The organism is Caldithrix sp. (assembly GCF_056497305.1).
Genome location: NZ_JBSMDE010000215.1, coordinates 68,464 through 85,843 on the forward strand (window position 1 = coordinate 68,464; position 17,380 = coordinate 85,843).

General features: G+C 45.3%; 19 protein-coding genes. 9 read left to right on the forward strand and 10 right to left on the reverse strand.

Annotated features, from left to right (window positions below):
• The first annotated feature begins 228 nt into the window (after nucleotides 1-228).
• Nucleotides 229-1,194, forward strand: coding sequence for a UDP-glucuronic acid decarboxylase family protein (locus tag ACWB0I_RS17840; protein ID WP_479389442.1), 966 nt, complete (start codon nucleotides 229-231; stop codon nucleotides 1,192-1,194).
• Between the two features lie 478 nt (nucleotides 1,195-1,672).
• Here the strand turns inward: ACWB0I_RS17840 and cysS are convergent, their stop codons facing one another.
• The 10 genes from cysS to ACWB0I_RS17890 are packed head-to-tail and all read right to left on the reverse strand — an operon-like array spanning nucleotide 1,673 to nucleotide 10,572.
• A complete protein-coding gene (cysS, locus tag ACWB0I_RS17845; RefSeq protein ID WP_479389443.1) occupies nucleotides 1,673-3,127 on the reverse strand; it encodes a cysteine--tRNA ligase in 1,455 nt (484 codons plus the stop codon).
• A gap of 13 nt (nucleotides 3,128-3,140) precedes the next feature.
• Nucleotides 3,141-4,163 (reverse strand): D-alanine--D-alanine ligase, encoded by a 1,023-nt coding sequence (locus ACWB0I_RS17850; RefSeq protein WP_479389444.1) that lies wholly within the window; start codon nucleotides 4,161-4,163, stop codon nucleotides 3,141-3,143.
• A complete protein-coding gene (gene gltX, locus ACWB0I_RS17855) occupies nucleotides 4,160-5,593 on the reverse strand; it encodes a glutamate--tRNA ligase (protein WP_479389445.1) in 1,434 nt (477 codons plus the stop codon). Before gltX ends, ACWB0I_RS17850 begins: the two co-directional genes overlap by 4 nt.
• Entirely contained in the window at nucleotides 5,586-6,224 is a 639-nt protein-coding gene (locus ACWB0I_RS17860; RefSeq protein WP_479389446.1) for a DedA family protein, read from the reverse strand. Before ACWB0I_RS17860 ends, gltX begins: the two co-directional genes overlap by 8 nt.
• Nucleotide 6,225: 1 nt before the next feature.
• On the reverse strand, nucleotides 6,226-6,624 hold the full coding sequence (locus ACWB0I_RS17865) for a hypothetical protein (RefSeq protein ID WP_479389447.1): 399 nt from the start codon (nucleotides 6,622-6,624) through the stop codon (nucleotides 6,226-6,228).
• 16 nt (nucleotides 6,625-6,640) lie between these two features.
• Nucleotides 6,641-7,672 (reverse strand): tRNA preQ1(34) S-adenosylmethionine ribosyltransferase-isomerase QueA, encoded by a 1,032-nt coding sequence (gene queA / locus ACWB0I_RS17870; protein ID WP_479389448.1) that lies wholly within the window; start codon nucleotides 7,670-7,672, stop codon nucleotides 6,641-6,643.
• 22 nt (nucleotides 7,673-7,694) lie between these two features.
• The gene (ruvB, locus tag ACWB0I_RS17875; RefSeq protein ID WP_479389449.1) at nucleotides 7,695-8,714 is read right to left on the reverse strand and encodes a Holliday junction branch migration DNA helicase RuvB; all 1,020 of its coding nucleotides are present in this window, start codon (nucleotides 8,712-8,714) and stop codon (nucleotides 7,695-7,697) included.
• Between the two features lie 5 nt (nucleotides 8,715-8,719).
• Nucleotides 8,720-9,319, reverse strand: coding sequence for a Holliday junction branch migration protein RuvA (ruvA, locus tag ACWB0I_RS17880; protein ID WP_479389450.1), 600 nt, complete (start codon nucleotides 9,317-9,319; stop codon nucleotides 8,720-8,722).
• A gap of 12 nt (nucleotides 9,320-9,331) precedes the next feature.
• A complete protein-coding gene (gene ruvC / locus ACWB0I_RS17885) occupies nucleotides 9,332-9,817 on the reverse strand; it encodes a crossover junction endodeoxyribonuclease RuvC (protein ID WP_479389451.1) in 486 nt (161 codons plus the stop codon).
• The gene (locus ACWB0I_RS17890; protein ID WP_479389452.1) at nucleotides 9,817-10,572 is read right to left on the reverse strand and encodes a YebC/PmpR family DNA-binding transcriptional regulator; all 756 of its coding nucleotides are present in this window, start codon (nucleotides 10,570-10,572) and stop codon (nucleotides 9,817-9,819) included. Before ACWB0I_RS17890 ends, ruvC begins: the two co-directional genes overlap by 1 nt.
• A gap of 312 nt (nucleotides 10,573-10,884) precedes the next feature.
• Here ACWB0I_RS17890 and ACWB0I_RS17895 point away from each other — a divergent pair, with 312 nt between their 5' ends.
• From ACWB0I_RS17895 to ACWB0I_RS17930, 8 genes are all read left to right on the forward strand, one after another.
• Nucleotides 10,885-11,709 carry a flagellin gene (locus tag ACWB0I_RS17895; RefSeq protein WP_479389453.1) on the forward strand — a complete coding sequence of 275 codons (825 nt, stop codon included), beginning with the start codon at nucleotides 10,885-10,887 and terminating at the stop codon, nucleotides 11,707-11,709.
• A gap of 80 nt (nucleotides 11,710-11,789) precedes the next feature.
• Nucleotides 11,790-12,116 carry a flagellar export chaperone FliS gene (fliS, locus tag ACWB0I_RS17900; RefSeq protein ID WP_479389454.1) on the forward strand — a complete coding sequence of 109 codons (327 nt, stop codon included), beginning with the start codon at nucleotides 11,790-11,792 and terminating at the stop codon, nucleotides 12,114-12,116.
• 22 nt (nucleotides 12,117-12,138) lie between these two features.
• Nucleotides 12,139-13,620: a flagellar filament capping protein FliD gene (gene fliD, locus ACWB0I_RS17905; protein ID WP_479389455.1), complete on the forward strand. Its 1,482-nt coding sequence runs from the start codon at nucleotides 12,139-12,141 to the stop codon at nucleotides 13,618-13,620.
• A 17-nt stretch (nucleotides 13,621-13,637) separates the two neighbouring features.
• Nucleotides 13,638-14,018 (forward strand): flagellar protein FlaG, encoded by a 381-nt coding sequence (locus ACWB0I_RS17910; RefSeq protein WP_479389456.1) that lies wholly within the window; start codon nucleotides 13,638-13,640, stop codon nucleotides 14,016-14,018.
• The gene (locus ACWB0I_RS17915; protein ID WP_479389457.1) at nucleotides 14,018-14,437 is read left to right on the forward strand and encodes a hypothetical protein; all 420 of its coding nucleotides are present in this window, start codon (nucleotides 14,018-14,020) and stop codon (nucleotides 14,435-14,437) included. The genes ACWB0I_RS17910 and ACWB0I_RS17915 overlap by 1 nt, the downstream gene beginning before the upstream one ends.
• A gap of 4 nt (nucleotides 14,438-14,441) precedes the next feature.
• Nucleotides 14,442-14,807 carry a hypothetical protein gene (locus tag ACWB0I_RS17920; RefSeq protein ID WP_479389458.1) on the forward strand — a complete coding sequence of 122 codons (366 nt, stop codon included), beginning with the start codon at nucleotides 14,442-14,444 and terminating at the stop codon, nucleotides 14,805-14,807.
• A 139-nt stretch (nucleotides 14,808-14,946) separates the two neighbouring features.
• Complete coding sequence (locus tag ACWB0I_RS17925; RefSeq protein WP_479389459.1) at nucleotides 14,947-15,279, forward strand: hypothetical protein; 333 nt, start codon at nucleotides 14,947-14,949, stop codon at nucleotides 15,277-15,279.
• Nucleotides 15,280-15,308: 29 nt separating this feature from the next.
• Nucleotides 15,309-17,216, forward strand: a complete 1,908-nt coding sequence (locus ACWB0I_RS17930; RefSeq protein ID WP_479389460.1) for a hybrid sensor histidine kinase/response regulator — start codon at nucleotides 15,309-15,311, stop codon at nucleotides 17,214-17,216.
• Nucleotides 17,217-17,380 lie beyond the last annotated feature (164 nt).

Sequence of the window (17,380 nt, forward strand, 5' to 3'; positions counted from 1 at the left end):
ATAAGGTTTGAAGGAAGATGGCGCTCCGATAAATGCCTTGCCGATCTTGTCCAGCGATTGAAGTACCGATTTAAAAGTAATTATTGCAGTGTTCGGCAAAATGTAAAATTTACTGTCATTTTGAGGTATCGGCCAGGCTTAGGGCGAGAAAAATAAGAGTTGGAAGGTTTTGTTGAGAGGCCCGTACGTAAATGATGCAGAGGTCATATTAAACAGAGAGGAGAATATATGCGTGTGCTAGTAACCGGTGGGGCTGGTTTTATTGGCTCTCATTTGAGTGAAACATTGCTTAATAAGGGACACGATGTACTTTGTCTGGATAATTTTTTTACCGGCACAAAAGAGAATATCTGGCATTTGATGGACAATAAACACTTTGAATTGATTCGTCATGATATTACCCAGCCTATTTTGCTGGAAGTGGACCGAATCTATCACTTTGCCTGTCCAGCTTCTCCCATTCATTATCAATACAATCCCGTGAAAACCATTAAAACGAATGTGATGGGCACCATCAATATGCTGGGCCTGGCCAAGCGCGTGCGGGCGCGCGTGATGCTGGCCAGTACCTCTGAAGTCTACGGCGATCCCAGGGTACATCCGCAAAAAGAAGACTATTGGGGAAACGTCAATCCCATCGGGTTGCGCAGTTGCTACGACGAAGGGAAGCGCGTGGCCGAAACACTGATGATGGATTACCACAGGCAAAACAATGTGGATATTAAGATCGTGCGCATTTTCAATACCTATGGCCCCAGGATGGCGCTCAATGATGGTCGGGTGGTCAGTAATTTTATTGTACAGGCCCTGACCAATCAGGATATTACGGTTTTTGGACGCGGCAATCAGACGCGCGCTTTTCAATACATCGATGATCTGATCGAAGGTATTGAAAAAATGATGAATGTTGAAAATTTTACCGGCCCGGTCAATTTAGGTAATCCCGATGAATTCACCATTCTGGAGCTGGCTGAGAAGGTTATTCAACTTACAAATTCCCGATCGAAAATTGTGTTTAAACCTTTGCCCGCCGATGATCCGGTTCAAAGAAAACCTTTTATTGGACTGGCCAGAGAGAAACTGAACTGGGAGCCCAAAATCAAATTAGAAGAGGGGCTGAAAAAAACCATTGCCTATTTTGATGAAGTTCTCTCTCGGCAAACAGGTACAAAAACTATTGGCGCTGGAGAATAAATGCACAGGCAGCAAAGCACAACAATAAACTCATCATAAAAGAAGCCAAAAAACACTTTGTTTTAATTAAAAATTACGAATCCCGAATTTTTTTACAACGGAAAGTGGTTTCTAAAAAAATGAGGGCACGTGCCGACATGTCATTCTGATCCCGCTTTAGCGGGAGAGAATTTGCCTCCACTGGAACACATGTAAGCGCACGTAACTCGAGCTTCAGCTCGAGGCGTTTGAAAGGGCGAAGCATTTTGGGCAAAGTTTTGTTCAAAAGCAGTTTTAACTCGTACACAGAGTAGGTGTGCTAATTGGAACCATTTTCAGGAAAATGCTTCGCCCTTACACCTGGCAAAGATTTTCCGCTCTGCACGTCGGCTTGGCTCCGCGCATCGCTCGCAATGATGTGTAGGTGCATTTTGCAAAAGGCTAAATCCCATCCAACCAATCAACTTTTCGCTTCTTTGTTCTGTACAAAAATGCAGAGCTATTTGTATTCCCACACCGTTCCCTGTGGGGTGTCTTTTAATTCAATATTGATCTGCTGCAGACGATTTCTAATTTCGTCAGCCAGGGCAAAATTCTTTTCCTTGCGCAAAGCATTTCGGACGTCAATCAGAATCCGCACAATGGCTTCCGCATCGCCTTTACCTTTACCTTCAAACTCGGAATAATCTTTGGGCAATAATCCCAATACCTTACCGGCCGTGTCTTCAATCACCTGCACGGCATGTTTGTGGGTTTCTTCTCGCACATTCTGACCGGCATCCAGCCAGGCGTTTATGGCCTTTAAAAATTCAAACAGCTCGGCCAGCGCTTTAGGGGTATTAAAGTCGTCATTCATGGCCTGAATGAATTTCTGGCGATAGGTTTCAATCGTCTTCTCAAAGGCTTTGTCCTTACCTTTAGCGCTGATTTTGGCTTTGAGTAAACGGGCAAAGGTTTGATGAAAACGCCCCAATCCTTTTTGGGCCGATTCCAGCGCCTGATCGCTGAAATCCAGTGGGGAACGATAATGGCTGCTCAGTACAAAATAGCGGATGGCCAGGGGAGCATACTTTTTAACTGCCTCTTTGATGGTAATGAAATTGCCCAGGGATTTACCCATTTTCTGTCCGTTAACGGTAACCATGTTGTTGTGCAGCCAGTAGCGCACAAAGGGCTTATCATAAGCCGCCTCACTCTGGGCTATTTCACATTCATGATGGGGAAAAACGTTTTCCAACCCACCGCCGTGGATGTCAAAGGGCTGGCCCAGGTACTTGGTGGACATTACCGAACATTCGGCATGCCAGCCGGGGTAGCCCCGGCCCCAGGGACTGTTCCATTGCATGATGTGCCCCGGTTCGGCGCGTTTCCACACGGCAAAATCCGCCGGGTGTTTTTTTTCGGGATTTTTTTCGATGCGTACGGCAGCCATCAGTTCATCCAGCTTGCGTCCGGAAAGTTTGCCATAATCTTTGAATTTTTGCACATCAAAGTAGATGGTGCCATTTACTTCGTAGGCGTAACCCTTTTTTAGCAGAGTTTGGGCCAGTTCGATCTGTTCCGGAATGTGGCCGCTGGCCCGAGGCGAAATGTCCGGTCTTTCCACGTTCAAGAGGTCCATGTCTTCAAAATAGCTGCGCGTGTAACGTTCGGCAATTTCCATGGGCTCCAATTGTTCAATTCGTGCCTGGCGCACAATTTTGTCCTCCCCTTCATCGGCATCGGAAACCAGATGTCCCACATCGGTGATGTTTTGCACGTAACGCACACGGTAGCCCAAAAAGCGAAAATAGCGCACAATAACGTCAAAACTGATGTAGCTCTTGGCGTGACCTAAATGGGCATGGCCATACACCGTTGGCCCGCACACATAGATGCCCACAAATCCGGGTGTAATAGGTTCAAATTTCTCTTTTTTGCGTGTGAGTGTATTGTAAACGTGTAATTCTTGCATACCGTGCTACCTTTCAAATGGATGGCAATTTAGGCTTCTTGATCGCTTCTTCCACGATCATTTCTACCAGAGCGTTGTAATTTATGCCGGCATGAGCGCAGGCTTTGGGCAATAGACTGGTATCGGTCAGGCCCGGCAGAGTATTGACTTCCAGAATAAAAGGCTCGTTTTGCCTGGAGAGACGCAAATCTACCCGCGAGTAGCCCTGACAGCCCAGCACAGTATGGGCCTTTAAAGAGATTTTCTGCACCAGCCGCGTGGTCTCTTCATTCAGCTCAGCTGGAACCTCGTAGGTGCTCATGCCCTTGGTGTATTTGCATTCGTAATCATAAATTCCGTGTTTTGGTTTAATTTCCACCACAGGAAAGGTCCGGTTGCCAATGATGCCCACCGTAATTTCCCGACCGTCAATGAATTCTTCCACAATGACTTTTGGGCTGAGCTGGAAGGCATGGTCGATGGCTTCTTCTAATTCCTGATGATCATGAACAATTTTCAAACCAATGGTCGAACCTTGATTGTTGGGCTTAACCACCTGTGGGAATTTTATTTTTTTTAATTTTTTGCGTGAGGCATCCGGCCGTTCTAAAATGATGGCCCGCGGGGTGGGCAGATTGGCATTTCTAAAATAGGTTTTACTGATATCTTTTTCCATAGCCAGCATGGAAGCCACTCTTCCTGAACCGGTGTAGGCAATTTCAGCGGCGTCCAACATGCCCTGCACTACGCCGTTTTCCCCTTTACCGCCATGCAGGGCATTAAACACCAGATCCGGTTTGAGTCGTTTGACAATCAACAGATTTTTCAGATACATGCTCCCGCGGTGCAGGGGCAGGGTGTCGATTTCAGGATATTGGATGCCAATCCAGTGCCGGTCGGTTCGGTTTAACTCGGTTTGCTCTTCTTTGGTGGCTATGGGATCGATTTTGATGACCTGATGCCCATTCTCCTCAAGAGCTTTGGCAACCTTGTCGCCGGTGGCCAGAGAAACATCCCGTTCTGTAGAGTCACCGCCCATTAACACAATAATTTTCATAATTCCAGAGCCTGTTTAATGAATTGTTCTACTTTTTGTTTACCAATCACAGAAAGAACGATGGTCAGATCCGGCCCATGGGTTTCGCCGGTGATGGCGGCCCGAATGGGCATCCATAGATTCTTTCCTTTTTGTCCGGTGCTTTGCTGCACCTTTTTGATTATTGCGCTAAACGATTCAACGGAAAGTTCGTCAATTTCGCTTAATGCTGCAAGCAAATTTTTCAGAATCTCTTTGCTTTCGGCTTTCTTAAGCCATTCCAGAGCCTCAGCATCCCATTGCAATTGATCTTTGAAGAAAACGGCGGTTTTGTCCGGTAATTGATCGAAACGGTTTAAGCCCGGACGGATGGCCTTTAGCATTAAACGATTTTTTTCCGCATCTCCCAGATCAAGATTAAACTTTTTTAACCATTCCAGACCTATTTTGAAATATTCCTGTTCATCCATGTGGCGAATGTAATGGCCGTTCATCCATTCCAGTTTCTTAAGATCAAAAACAGCGCCGGCTTTATTGACCCGCTCCAGAGAGAAGAATTCAATCAATTCCTCCAGGGTAAAAATTTCCTGATCATCGCCTTTGTTCCAGCCCAGCAAGGCGACAAAATTGATTAAAGCCTGGGGCAGGAACCCTTTGGCCCGGTAATCTTCTACCGCAACATCGCCCTGCCGTTTACTCAGTTTGGTGCGATCCGGGTTGAGCAGCAACGGAAGATGGGCGAATTGGGGAAGCGCCCAGTCAAAAGCCTGGTACAAAAGAATGTGTTTGGGGGTGCTGGGCAGCCACTCTTCGCCGCGAATCACATGGCTTATTTTCATTAAATGGTCGTCTACCACATTGGCCAGATGATAGGTGGGGTAACCATCGCTTTTAATCAAAATCTGATCATCGATCACTGCGTTTTCAAAGCTCACTTTTCCACGAATCAGGTCATCCACAATGGTCATGCCCTCTTTTGGCACTTTTAAGCGGATGACGTGTGTTTCGTTTTTCATGCGTTCCAGGGCTTCTTGACGTGGAATGTCCCGGCAATGGCCATCGTACATGATGGGAAGATTCTTCTTGGCCTGTTCTTCGCGCATGGCTGTTAAGCGTTCCTCGCTGCAAAAGCAGGGATAGGCAGCATCTTTTTCCAGCAGTTGACGGACGTGTTCATTGTAGATATCCAGGCGCTGCGATTGGAAATAGGGACCGTACGGACCTTCTTTTATCGGCCCTTCATCGTAATCCAGGCCCGCCCAGCGCAATGTTTCTAGCAAATTTTCCACCGCTCCGGGCACGTAACGCGAGCGATCCGTGTCTTCAATTCTTAAAACAAACTGGCCCTGATGGTGGCGAGCAAACAGATAGTTGTAGAGCGCGGTTCGTAAACTACCCACATGCACATAGCCGGTGGGGCTTGGCGCAAATCGTACGCGAATATCAGTCATCTATTTTCCCTTCGGTTGATTGTACGTTTTTCCTTTTCAGAACAACTCTGTAAAGGACGAAAAAAATAATCACGAAAAGGCTAAGGATCAAAACAATTTTGTTGTACTGTTTTAACCAGTAGGTAATTTTTGTCCAATTGGCTCCCAACAGATAGCCGCCATAAATCAACAATCCGTTCCAGACCGCTGCGCTTAAGAGTGAAAGAAGCAGAACGTAAAGCCAGCGTAAACCAAAAAATCCGGCAAATAACGAAATGACGCTGCGCGTCCCGCTTAAAAATCGGTTGGCAGCAATGACCCAATATCCGTATTCCGCAAACCATTTTTTTACCTTTTCGGTTTTGTCCACGCTGAAATACTTTTGAATCATTCGCGCTTTTAGCACACGCGTGCCCAGAGTCAGGCCGATCAGGAACATGGTAAAAAAGCCCACCACGCTGCCCAGAGTGGTGGAAACGTAAACGCCCCAGAAATTTAGTTTACCGGTGGACACCATATAAGCGCCAATGACCGTAACGGTATCGCCGGGAATAGGAGGAAAGACATTTTCCACAAAGGCGCTGATAAAGAGCACGGTGTAAGCCAGCCAGGGATTTAATTGATTAAAAAAATCGCTCAAAGATTCTAACATACTAACTTTCTGAACTTTTTTGGATCATGGCAATGACCTGAATGCGATTGACAGGGGGCAGGCCATTGGTCCAGTACTGTTTTATGGAAAAGTTTTGTGGGCTAATAAATAACAGATCGGCGATCTGATTGGCAAAATCTTTTAAGAGACCTGGTTTCAATTCCAGGTTGCCTTCCACGGCGCAATCGAGATTGACGATTGAAAAACCATGGTAGTAGAGTTTCAATTCGATTTGTTTGATTTTATCCACCGGTGAAAGGAGACTGAATTCCGGACGCAACTCATTTAGCCCGGCAGCACCCAATAAAGCATCGACCACGGCGCTACACAGAGCAGCAAACGTGGTCGATGACAAATTTCCGCTTTGATTAATATAGGCCAGGCCAATACCTGTTTTCAAGACAATCGTACGCTCCTTAAAATATTAACATGGCATCGCCATAGCTGTAAAAGCGGTATTTCTCTTTAATGGCCTCTTCATAAGCTTTCATTACAAAATCTTTACCGGCGAAAGCAGCGACCAGTAAAACCAGGGTTGAAGCCGGCAGGTGAAAATTGGTAATGACCGCATCTACAATTTTAAATTGGTAAGGGGGATAAATAAACTTATCGGTCCAGCCGGAACTGGCTTTGACCAGATTGTCGGCATTGGCCACGGTTTCTAATGTGCGTACCGTGGTTGTGCCAACGGCTACAACCTTCCCACCATTCAGTTTGACTTCATTAATATCCTGGGCCGCTTCTTCCGGCACTTCGTAATATTCCGAATCCATGTTGTGACGTGTTACATCCTCTACCTTAATCGGTCGGAAAGTGCCAAGCCCTACATGCAGTACGATGGGCACGATTTTAACGCCTTTGGCGCGGATTTTTTCCAGCAGTTCTTCTGTGAAATGCAGCCCCGCCGTTGGGGCGGCTACAGCGCCGATCTTTTTAGCATAAACCGTCTGGTAGTATTCTTTGTCGATCTCTTCAGCTTCCCTTTTAATGTAAGGGGGCAGGGGAGAGGTGCCTACGCGTCCCAGCACTTCAAAGAAATCGCTGCCGTTGTAATCAAAACGAACTACGCGCCCGCCCGAAGTGGTGTTGTCGATTACATCACATCCAAAATCATTAGTGATCTGGATGCGGTTGCCAACGCGTACCTTGCGCGCCGGTTTGACCAGTACTTCCCACATGGTGTCTTCCAATTGACGGAGCAGCAGCAGTTCTACCTGGGCGTCGGTTTTATCCTTAAGCCCGATTACACGCGCCGGAAAGACCTTGGTCTCATTGATCACCAGCGCATCGCCTTCCTGCAAATAATCCGTGATTTCCTTAAAAATACGGTGTTCCCATGTTTGTTTTTTGCGATTCAGCACCATTAGACGGGATTCATCCCGTTTTTTCAAAGGGTACTGCGCAATGAGCTCCTGAGGAACCTCGTATTTAATCTCCGATAACTTCATCGTTCAACCACTCCTTTCCTGCTTAAAAAAGCGAGGTTTGTTGATCCTTTTTATTGTTTTTTATTTTAAAATGTTCGTAAGCCAGATGCGTAACCACGCGTCCTCGTGGCGTGCGGTTTAAAAATCCCTGCTGGATTAAGAAGGGTTCGTAAACTTCCTCGATGGTGTCGCTTTCTTCTCCCACGGCTACGGCAATGGTGTTTAGCCCAACCGGGCCTCCATTGTATTTTTCAATAATGGTTAGCAGGATGCGTTTATCCATTTCATCTAATCCCAGTTCATCCACTTCAAGACGTTCCAGAGCCATCTGGGCTACCTGGCGGGTGATTTTGTTATCCGCCATAACCTGGGCAAAATCGCGCGTTCTGCGCAGCAGTCGATTGGCAATGCGTGGTGTGCCGCGGGAGCGCCGCGCAATTTCCATGGCGCCTTCATCATCGATTTCAACATTTAATATCCTGGCCGATCGTTTGATGATTAAATAGAGATCATCAGCGGAGTAATAGTCCAGGCGAAGCACAACACCGAATCGTGCGCGCATGGGCGATGTGAGCAATCCGGCGCGTGTGGTGGCGCCAATCAGCGTAAATGGCGCCAGATTTAATTGAACGGAGCGGGCATTGGGACCCTTATCAATCAAGATGGTGATGTTAAAATCTTCCATGGCTGAGTAAAGGTACTCTTCGACCACATTATTTACGCGGTGGATTTCATCAATAAAAAGTACGTCTTTTTCTTTGAGATTGGTCAGCAACCCGGCCAGGTCGCCGGCGCGTTCCAGTACTGGCCCGGAGGTGGTTTTAATGTCCACATTCAACTCTTTACTGACAATCATGGCCAGGGTCGTTTTGCCCAGCCCTGGCGGGCCGTAAAGCAGTACATGATCCAGGGCTTCGCCACGCTGCCTGGCGGCTTCAATAAATACAGCCAGGTTATCCTTGACCTTTTGTTGGCCGATAAATTCGACCAGGCTTTGTGGTCGAAGGCTGTTTTCGATCTCTAAATCCTCTTCTAACAAACCTGGACGTACGAATTTACTCATGAGTGCTAAATTACCTGCAATGCGCGTTTAATGATTTCTTCTGCCCTGTCGCTGAAATGCGCTTTTTGTGCTCTGGCAACCGCCCGTGCAGCCTGAGAACGTGAATATCCCAAAGAGACCAGGGCTAAAATAGCTTCCTTTTCGACTTCTGCTTTGGGCTCGCTCAGCACCAAACCTCCTTCTTCGACCTCCGTGGCTTCAGGCAGGTCAATTTTATCTTTTAACTCTACAATCAGCCGTTGTGCGGTCTTTTTCCCGATGCCGGAGATGGACGAAAGTACCTTTACATCCTGGGTCGAAATGGCTTTTTTGATTTGTTCTACTGTCAGGCCAGAGAGGACTGTTAAGGCCAGTTTAGGCCCCACCCCCGAAATACTGAGCAGGCCAAGGAATAGGTCCCGTTCCTGATCGTCTGCAAAACCAAATAATTGAACGGCATTCTCACGAACATGAAGATAGGTTTTGAGTGTTGTCTGAGAACCCGGAGCGGGGAGTTTTTGAGCTGTGTTCAAACTCACTTTAATGTTGTAACCAAATCCGTTGGTTTCCAGCACGATTTCCGTCGATTTATTACTGATTAATGTTCCGTTGATGTATTCAATCATTCTTCTGTTTTTTTATGTTAATTGCATTCGATGCCAGTGACACAGGGCGGCTGCCAGAGCGTCCGAGGCATCGATGGGTTCAATTTCCTGCTGGACATTGAGTAGTTGTTTGACCATAAACAAAACCTGATTTTTGCTGGCTGCGCCATTGCCCACAATCGACATCTTTATTTCGCGAGGTGCGTATTCAAAGACCGGGATGCCTCTGGATTCAGCAGCCACCATAACCGCCCCTCTGACATGGCCCATGGTGATGGCGGTTTTGACATTTTTTGCGTAAAAAACGCTCTCCATGGCCATTACATCCGGTTTGAACTCGTTTAAAAGCGAATTGATTTCAGAGTAAACGGTAAACACTCTTTTGGATAAACTGTGCGACGCTGTTGTTCGCACATGGCCATATTTCAACAACTCCGGATTTGCGTTTGCCGTTACTTCAATCAAACCAAAGCCCGTGATTTGTAAGCCCGGGTCGATGCCTAAAATTTTAATTTGCATTATTCGTTAGAAACCAGCCGCTCCATCTCGGCGTCTTCCATTTCAAAATTGGCGTAAACATTCTGCACATCATCATGATCATCAAGCGCTTCCAATAGTTTGAGCATCTGTTCTGCGGTTTTGCCTTCTATTTTAATGGTGTTCTGCGGAATCATGGTCAGTTCGGCACTTTCCATGGCGATGCTCTTTTCCTCAAAAGCATTACGCACTTTGTGGAAGTCTTCAAAGCTGGTGTAAATTTCGTAAAACCCATCGGCCACCTGCATGTCTTCCGCGCCGCATTCCAGAGCAATTTCCAGCATATCTTCTTCCGGGTACTTATCGATGGGTACTCGAATTAAACCTTTGCGTTCGAAAATCCAGGCCACACTCCCGTTTTCACCAAGGTTGCCGCCATATTTACCGAACAAATGGCGCATTTCGGCAACCGTACGATTCTTGTTATCGGTTACGGCTTCAATAAAAATAGCCACACCACCAGGTCCGTATCCTTCGTAGGTTACATCTTCGTAAACCACACCCGGCAATTCACCGGTACCTTTTTTAATGGCATTTTCGATGTTTTTAGCCGGCATGTTGGCTGCCTTAGCCTGAGCAATGGCCACGCGCAATCGGGGGTTGGCTTCCGGGTCCCCACCCCCTAAACGGGCGGCTACAGTGAGTTCTTTGATGAGTTTGGTAAAGATACGTCCGCGTTGGGCATCGACCTTAGCTTTTTTATGTTTAATAGAGTGCCATTTAGAATGACCTGACATAGTACCTCCTTTGTTCAAAGATGTTAAATTTAATAAATTTGGAAGGGCTTTTCAAAAGAATTTAAGTTTTTGAATTTTGGAAAGTTAGATAAATATCTGTCTTCTGTTTCATTTACCTGAATCTTTTCAGCTCTTTCCAAGCCCGCTGATGTGTAAATTCATGCTCTTTTAGGGCGGACTTTCTCCTAAAAAAATTTTTTTAAAAAAAAATTTAAAAAACAGAGTTAACCAACGACACAAGCAATAGAGGTCATAAAAAACGGAAAAAAATTTCCGGGACGAAGGTCAAATTAAAACCAAGGAGGTTCAACTATGGGAGCAGATTTAGCACGCATTGCTGCTAACATTCCAGCCATGCAAAACATCAACATCCTGGCCAAGGTCAGCGATAACATCGCGAACCACCAGTTGCGTTTAGCCACCGGCAAACGCATCAATTCACCGGCTGAGGATCCGGCTGGATACATGTTAGCTCGCGGCCTGGAAGCGCGCAAACGCGGTTTACAGGTAGCTCTCGACAACGTGTCTAATGCCCAGAATATTCTCGATGTGGCCGAGGGGGCATATTCCAACATCATGGACATTCTTCAAACTTTGAAGGAAAAAGCCACGCAAGCAGCTGACGGAAGTTTAAACAGCACGCAACGGGATGCCATTGACGGGCAGGCCACTGCACTGATCAACGAAATCGACGATATTGTTGACAATGTCACCTTTAACGACTCCAAGCTGATCGATGGAAATTACAGTGTCGCCTTCCAGACTGGTGAAACGGGTTCGGAACAATTGAGCGTCTCTTTGAGCGCAGCCGACAGTGCATCGCTGGGCATCAATGCCATTGATTTAAGCACGGCCAACGGAGCAAGCACTGCCATCGGAACAATTTCTACCGCCATCGACAATTTGTCCAGCTACATGAAAACTCTGGGCGAGTACAAGGTGCGTTTGCAATCCAAAGAGTCGAATCTGAGCAATGCGATTACCAACACAGAGTCGGTGCGCAGCACCATTGAGGATGCCGATTTTGCCAAAGAACAGATGGAAGTGATGAAACTGCAGATTCTGCAACAGACATCGCTTTCTTCTTTAACTCAGGCCAATGCCGCCCCTCAATTAGTACTGTCTTTATTCCGTTAATTGAGGAGTGAGTGATACTTAGCCGGTAGGTGGGGAGTGCTGCTCTCCACCTTTAACCATTTGAAAGAGGAGAAGGGAAAATGGTCAATTACAGAGCGCATGCCAAACGAACAACTCAAAATCCATACCTGGTGCAAAAGATAATGTCAGCCAGCAAAGAAGAATTGATCAAGTACATTTACGATTCTGCCATCACGGCCTGTGCGCAAAAGGACAGCGTAAAAGCCAGAAATGCCGTCAATGCTTTGGTGCAATCGTTGAATTTCGATTACAAAGAAACAGCTAATACATTTTTAAATGTTTACCGATACTTAATGCATCTGATTAACCATAAGCGCTTTGATGAGGCGCGTGTAGTGTTTTCAGATTTAAAAAACGCGTGGGTCAAAGCGTTTAATTTAATGTAAATTAACCGATGCGGAGGCAATCATGGACCTGTATTCCATTGGCAATTCAACGAACTCGATCCAATATTTAGTGGATCAATACATGGCCCTGGAATCGAGGCCCCGTGATGAATTGATTCAGCAAAAGAATGATTTGTATAAAAAGAAATCGGTTTTCAGCGAGCTGGACTCCAAACTCTCCACTCTTAAAACCAAACTCGAATATCTGAACGACATTGTTTTACTGCCTTTTCAGGCTAAAAAAGCCGCTTCGAGTGATACCGATAAAATTAGCGTACGGGTTGAGAATTCGGCGTCCAAGGGCAATCATACCTTAACGGTTCAGCAATTGGCCAAAGCCGATACGCGCGTTTCCAATCAATTCACAGATAGCGGCACGGATTTCAATTCCTTTACGACTGATCAAACCTTTACCATTGAAGTGGCACATCCTACGGACAGCGATGCCAGCAATCGTGTGGCTATTTCGGTCACTGTAACGGCCGATCAGCTGGCCGGCACAAACGACGAAGCGATTGCCAATATTGCCCAGGCCATTAATGATGCCATGGCAGAAGCGGTGGCCAATGAAACCATCACAACCGAAGAAGTGGTTCACGCTGATGTGGTCAGTGAACAGGACGGACTTTCGCGCCTGGTGCTGAAAAGCGAACAGACCGGTTACACCTATCGTATGACCTTTGGCAGCAGTTCCTTGTTGGATACCCTGGGTGTTAACAACAATGCCCTGTCGTCCGGTACCAGCGGCGGCTACATTTACAATGTTGGAACTTCGAAGACCGACAGCGAACTGAGTTCCATATTCGAGTTGGACGGCTTAACCCTTTATCGAGATTCCAATAATGTAGATGATGCCTATTCGGGCATTACTTTTAAATTGCTGGATGAATTTACCCAGCCTGTGACCGTTTCGGTTAGTTCGGACATAGAAGCTGTAAAAAAGGACGTCCAGGATTTTATCGACAAATACAATGAGGTCATCGATTTTTTAAAGAAAAATGCGCGCATGAATCCCGATACTTACGAGAAGGGACCGCTTAGTCAGGATTCAATCTATTCCGGGATGATTGCCGAGCTCAGAAGCATGGTTTCGGAACCGGTGGACAGCGTCGCTAATTCTAATTACAAACTCTTGTACAGCATCGGTATTGAAGCAGACCGTGATGGAAAATTGTCGATTAAGGATGCCGAAAAATTCAACAATGCAGTGGAGGCCAATCCTTCTTTTGTGTCGGATCTGTTTACAACCTCGGACGGGGTGGCCACCAGGTTGGTAGATTACATCGATCGATTTGTTAAAACCGGCGGAACCATCGATGATAGTAAAAAACAGATCGATAATCGTATCCAGAGTTTACAGGACCGTATTGATTACATGAACGAGATTCTGGACAAAAAAGAAAAACACTATTTTGATGAGTTTACCAAGATGCAACAGACGATTTACATGTTGCAAAACCAGCAAATGTTTTTTAGTACCTTTACCAATTTTGGGGGACAATAAAAGTTTTGGAGGAAGCCATGGAAGACTTAAAGATCAATACCAGTACACAGGTAAATAAATTGGCTGCCCTCGACCAATCGAAAGTGATAAATCTGGCGGATGAAGAGCGGGATCAGACATCTGGTAAAAAAGAGACCAGGAGTACCCGTGCAAATCATAAATTACATAATGAATCCAGTATTGCCGTAAATCAGCTGGTCGAGATGGCCAATCGTTTTGTACAGCGATTTAGTACCAAAATCGCTTTCTACTACGATCCGCAAAATAATACGTCCAAAATATTAGTTACAGAAAAAGAGACGGGAAAAGTCATTAGGCAAATTCCACCTGAACAAATGGGCGATTTAATTCAGAAAATGGAGGAGATTGCCGGAATTATTTACAATGGGAGGGCTTGATGTTTCAGCAAGAGACAAAAATACCCACAGAAATGAATGAAATTTTAGCACAGGAACTTGACTCTTTCAAATCCGTTTTGCAATTTTCAGAAAAGATTGTAGATCAGGTGGATTCGCTGCCCATTACGGTGTTGCAAAAAATGATTGGTTTGCGACAGCAGTGGATTGACCAGATTCAGCGCCTGGAAGCCGCACGTTCAGAATTATCCGATCAAAATGTCGATGAGCACGGCAGGGAAATGATTCAGAATATTTCGCAATTGGCGCATAAGCTGGTTAAAATTGATGATCAGATCTATGATGCTCTGCGGAAACGGAAGAACAAATATGTCAAAGAACATGCCGATTTGATTTCGGCAAGGCGAAACAATAAAATGACCGATGGATATTCTCGGGTAATGGACATTATTCAGGAGTAAATCAATGTTAGACAAATTAGGCAATTTAGAAGCGCTGAATAATTCCTCAGAGGGCACCGGCAAAATCAACAAGAAAGCGAGGGCCCAGGATGCGGGTAAGAGTAAAACGGATCAGAGCAGCCCGGGCAAAGTGGGGGATAAAAGCTCGAAACCTGATGAGGTGAAAATATCGGAAACGGCCAGGGAAATGATGAAGCTACGGGCCGAAGCAGAGCGCTATTTAAAAATGGTGGAAGAAAAAGAAACGCTTTCTAAGGATGATATCGCTGAAATCCAGAACAAATTAAAGACAAACCACTATTTTAAGGAAGAAGTCATCGACAAAATTATTGAGAAACTAATCCAGCTGCCCAATTTCAAAAACCTCTGATTAACAATCAAAACGAACGCACCGCTTAAATCCACTGCCTAAAATTTTTTTTAAAATCTTTAAAAATTTATTTAAAAAAAGTAAAAAGCCCACGACCTACGATAGTGAGGAACACATTTAAGGACAGAGGAGGTCGGATATGAGCCTCATAAATGATATTTTAGGTTTGTCTGGAGCGAACAGGGCCAATCATTCCGACGGGGTGAAAAAGAACAATACTAAATCGATTAAAGAGGACACTACCTCCCCGGTTGTGAAAACAGAAATTTCGTCTGAAGCCCGGCATTTGTTGGAGTTGAAAAGCCAGGCCAGCCAATACGTAGATCAGGTAAAGGAAGCAGAAACCATAACCCCGGAGGAAATTGAGCAGATTAAAGAGCGCATTAGTTCTCAGTACTACTTCGATTCACAGGTGGTGGATCATATTGTAGAACGCATGCTTAGATCTGTCAAGATTAGCAAAGTTAAATAACGGCCAATCTTCAAATTCAGGATTTTAATATGGAATTGTCTGTTCGGAAGAGAATTGAGAACAACGCTGATGATGCATTTAATTCAATCATAGATATATTGGAAACCGTTCCAGACAGCGCCTTACTCATCGATCTGGATTCTATGAATGTGCTGCATGCCAATCAGTCGTTTTTTAATGTTAGCGGGTATGATGAAAAAGAGGTCATTAACAAATCATTTTTGAATATCCTGATAGTTCCCAACTTATCAGAATTCCTCGAGTCTTTTAATCACATAGCCCGGGGCGAACAACAGCGCTTTGAACTGGTTCTCAAGGGCAAGGGAAGTAGAATCGTTCCGGTTTCCTTAAGTTGCCAGAAAATTTCTGGTCTGGATGGCGACATCGCCGTTTGTTATTTGAAAAATATCACCAAACTACGTCGCCTGGAGGTGGAACGAAACATGCTCTCCCACGCCCTGAGGCAGGTTAATGAAGGCCTGGGATTGTTCGATCTTGAGGGCAATATTATTTTTGTCAATGAATCCTTTTTAGATACTTTTGGCTACGAACGTGAAGAGGTCATAGGAAGAAATATAGAGTCTCTTTTTTCTTCTTACATTGGGTATGAATTTCAGTTGAATATTTTACCGGCTTCCCTTAAAGGGGGATGGAATGGAGAGCTGCAGGCGGAGCGAAAAGATGGCAAAGAGATTACCGTTTTTCTTTCCACCTCTACAGTGAAAGATGATCAAGGTCAACCGGTTGTGGTAGTGGCGGTTCTCAGTGATATTACCTTAAGGAAGCAGTTAGAAGCTCAGCTGCGCCAATCGCAAAAGATGGAGGCCATTGGACAACTGGCCGGCGGCGTGGCTCATGATTTCAATAATTTACTCACGGTAATTGAAGGCTATATTGACCTGTTGAGAAATAAATTGCAGGGCGAGACCGCGGTTGAAGGCTACATTAAACAGATGAAAAAAGCTACAGAGCGTGCCGTGTCACTGACGCGTCAATTGTTGACTTTTAGCCGCAGACAGGTTGTGCAACCCAAAATTATCGATGTAAATAAAACCATCCAGGAATTGTCAAAAATGTTGAACCGGTTAATCGGGGAACATATTGAGTTGATTACCAACCTCGATCAAAAGATATGGCCCATCAAAGTTGATCCCAGCCAATTTGAGCAGGTTATTCTCAATCTCATTGTCAACGCCCGCGATGCCATGCCAAAGGGCGGAGAATTGACCATTGAAACCCAACTCATCAATTTGGATAAAAACTACAATCGTTTTTATCCGGATGTTCAACCAGGTGATTACGTATTAATCAACGTGAGTGATACAGGAATTGGCATGTCTGAAGAAGTGCAACAGAGAATTTTTGAGCCATTCTTTACCACAAAAGAAAAAGGTAAGGGCACAGGGCTGGGCCTGGCTACGGTGTACGGGATCATTAAGCAAAATAATGGCCATATTGCAGTTCAGAGCGAAGTAGGTAAAGGAACGACCTTTAAGGTCTATTTTCCGGCTTTAAAGGCCAAATCGTATGCTCAGGAAGAGGCCGGAGAAAAAACACAGCTAAAAGGTCAGGGCCAACAGATTCTGGTGGTTGAAGATGAATATCTGGTACGGGAGCTTATTTGTGATACACTGAGAAATTTGGGCTACCGGGTTCTGGAGGCCTCCAATGGCGAACAGGCCCTGAGCGTATTTGCAGAAAATGCCAATCAGATTGACCTGGTTCTCACCGATCTGGTAATGCCGGTTATGAATGGCAGAAAATTGGCCGAAACCATAAAAAAAGAAAAACCGGATATCCGCCTGCTTTACATGACCGGTTATGACGATAATGCCATTAGTAAACAGGGCATGATTACCGAGGATATTGATTATATTACCAAGCCCTTTTCACCGGCGAAACTGGCTAAAAAATTAGAGGCAGTCTTTAGCAGTTAAGTGACCGGTGAAAGGAGGCAAAAGAGCAGAGCCGCAACCTTTAAAAAACCGCAAAGGGCAGTAAGAATTAATTTTAATTAAAAATTAAAAATTACGAATTACGAATTAATTTGCGAAGGGGCAACTTATGCCCAGGCGGTGAGGAACCGTGCCGGCATGTCATT

Bases quoted from the DNA above. Each gene is read 5' to 3' on its own strand.
- ACWB0I_RS17860 (WP_479389446.1), bottom strand. From the start codon at position 6,224: ATGTTAGAATCTTTGAGCGATTTTTTTAATCAATTAAATCCCTGGCTG.
- ACWB0I_RS17915 (WP_479389457.1), top strand. From the start codon at position 14,018: ATGTTTCAGCAAGAGACAAAAATACCCACAGAAATGAATGAAATTTTA.
- ACWB0I_RS17925 (WP_479389459.1), top strand. From the start codon at position 14,947: ATGAGCCTCATAAATGATATTTTAGGTTTGTCTGGAGCGAACAGGGCC.
- ACWB0I_RS17930 (WP_479389460.1), top strand. From the start codon at position 15,309: ATGGAATTGTCTGTTCGGAAGAGAATTGAGAACAACGCTGATGATGCA.
- fliS (WP_479389454.1), top strand. From the start codon at position 11,790: ATGGTCAATTACAGAGCGCATGCCAAACGAACAACTCAAAATCCATAC.
- ruvC (WP_479389451.1), bottom strand. From the start codon at position 9,817: ATGCAAATTAAAATTTTAGGCATCGACCCGGGCTTACAAATCACGGGC.
- ACWB0I_RS17890 (WP_479389452.1), bottom strand. From the start codon at position 10,572: ATGTCAGGTCATTCTAAATGGCACTCTATTAAACATAAAAAAGCTAAG.
- ACWB0I_RS17840 (WP_479389442.1), top strand. From the start codon at position 229: ATGCGTGTGCTAGTAACCGGTGGGGCTGGTTTTATTGGCTCTCATTTG.
- gltX (WP_479389445.1), bottom strand. From the start codon at position 5,593: ATGACTGATATTCGCGTACGATTTGCGCCAAGCCCCACCGGCTATGTG.
- ACWB0I_RS17920 (WP_479389458.1), top strand. From the start codon at position 14,442: ATGTTAGACAAATTAGGCAATTTAGAAGCGCTGAATAATTCCTCAGAG.
- cysS (WP_479389443.1), bottom strand. From the start codon at position 3,127: ATGCAAGAATTACACGTTTACAATACACTCACACGCAAAAAAGAGAAA.
- queA (WP_479389448.1), bottom strand. From the start codon at position 7,672: ATGAAGTTATCGGAGATTAAATACGAGGTTCCTCAGGAGCTCATTGCG.
- ruvA (WP_479389450.1), bottom strand. From the start codon at position 9,319: ATGATTGAATACATCAACGGAACATTAATCAGTAATAAATCGACGGAA.
- ruvB (WP_479389449.1), bottom strand. From the start codon at position 8,714: ATGAGTAAATTCGTACGTCCAGGTTTGTTAGAAGAGGATTTAGAGATC.
- ACWB0I_RS17910 (WP_479389456.1), top strand. From the start codon at position 13,638: ATGGAAGACTTAAAGATCAATACCAGTACACAGGTAAATAAATTGGCT.
- fliD (WP_479389455.1), top strand. From the start codon at position 12,139: ATGGACCTGTATTCCATTGGCAATTCAACGAACTCGATCCAATATTTA.
- ACWB0I_RS17895 (WP_479389453.1), top strand. From the start codon at position 10,885: ATGGGAGCAGATTTAGCACGCATTGCTGCTAACATTCCAGCCATGCAA.
- ACWB0I_RS17850 (WP_479389444.1), bottom strand. From the start codon at position 4,163: ATGAAAATTATTGTGTTAATGGGCGGTGACTCTACAGAACGGGATGTT.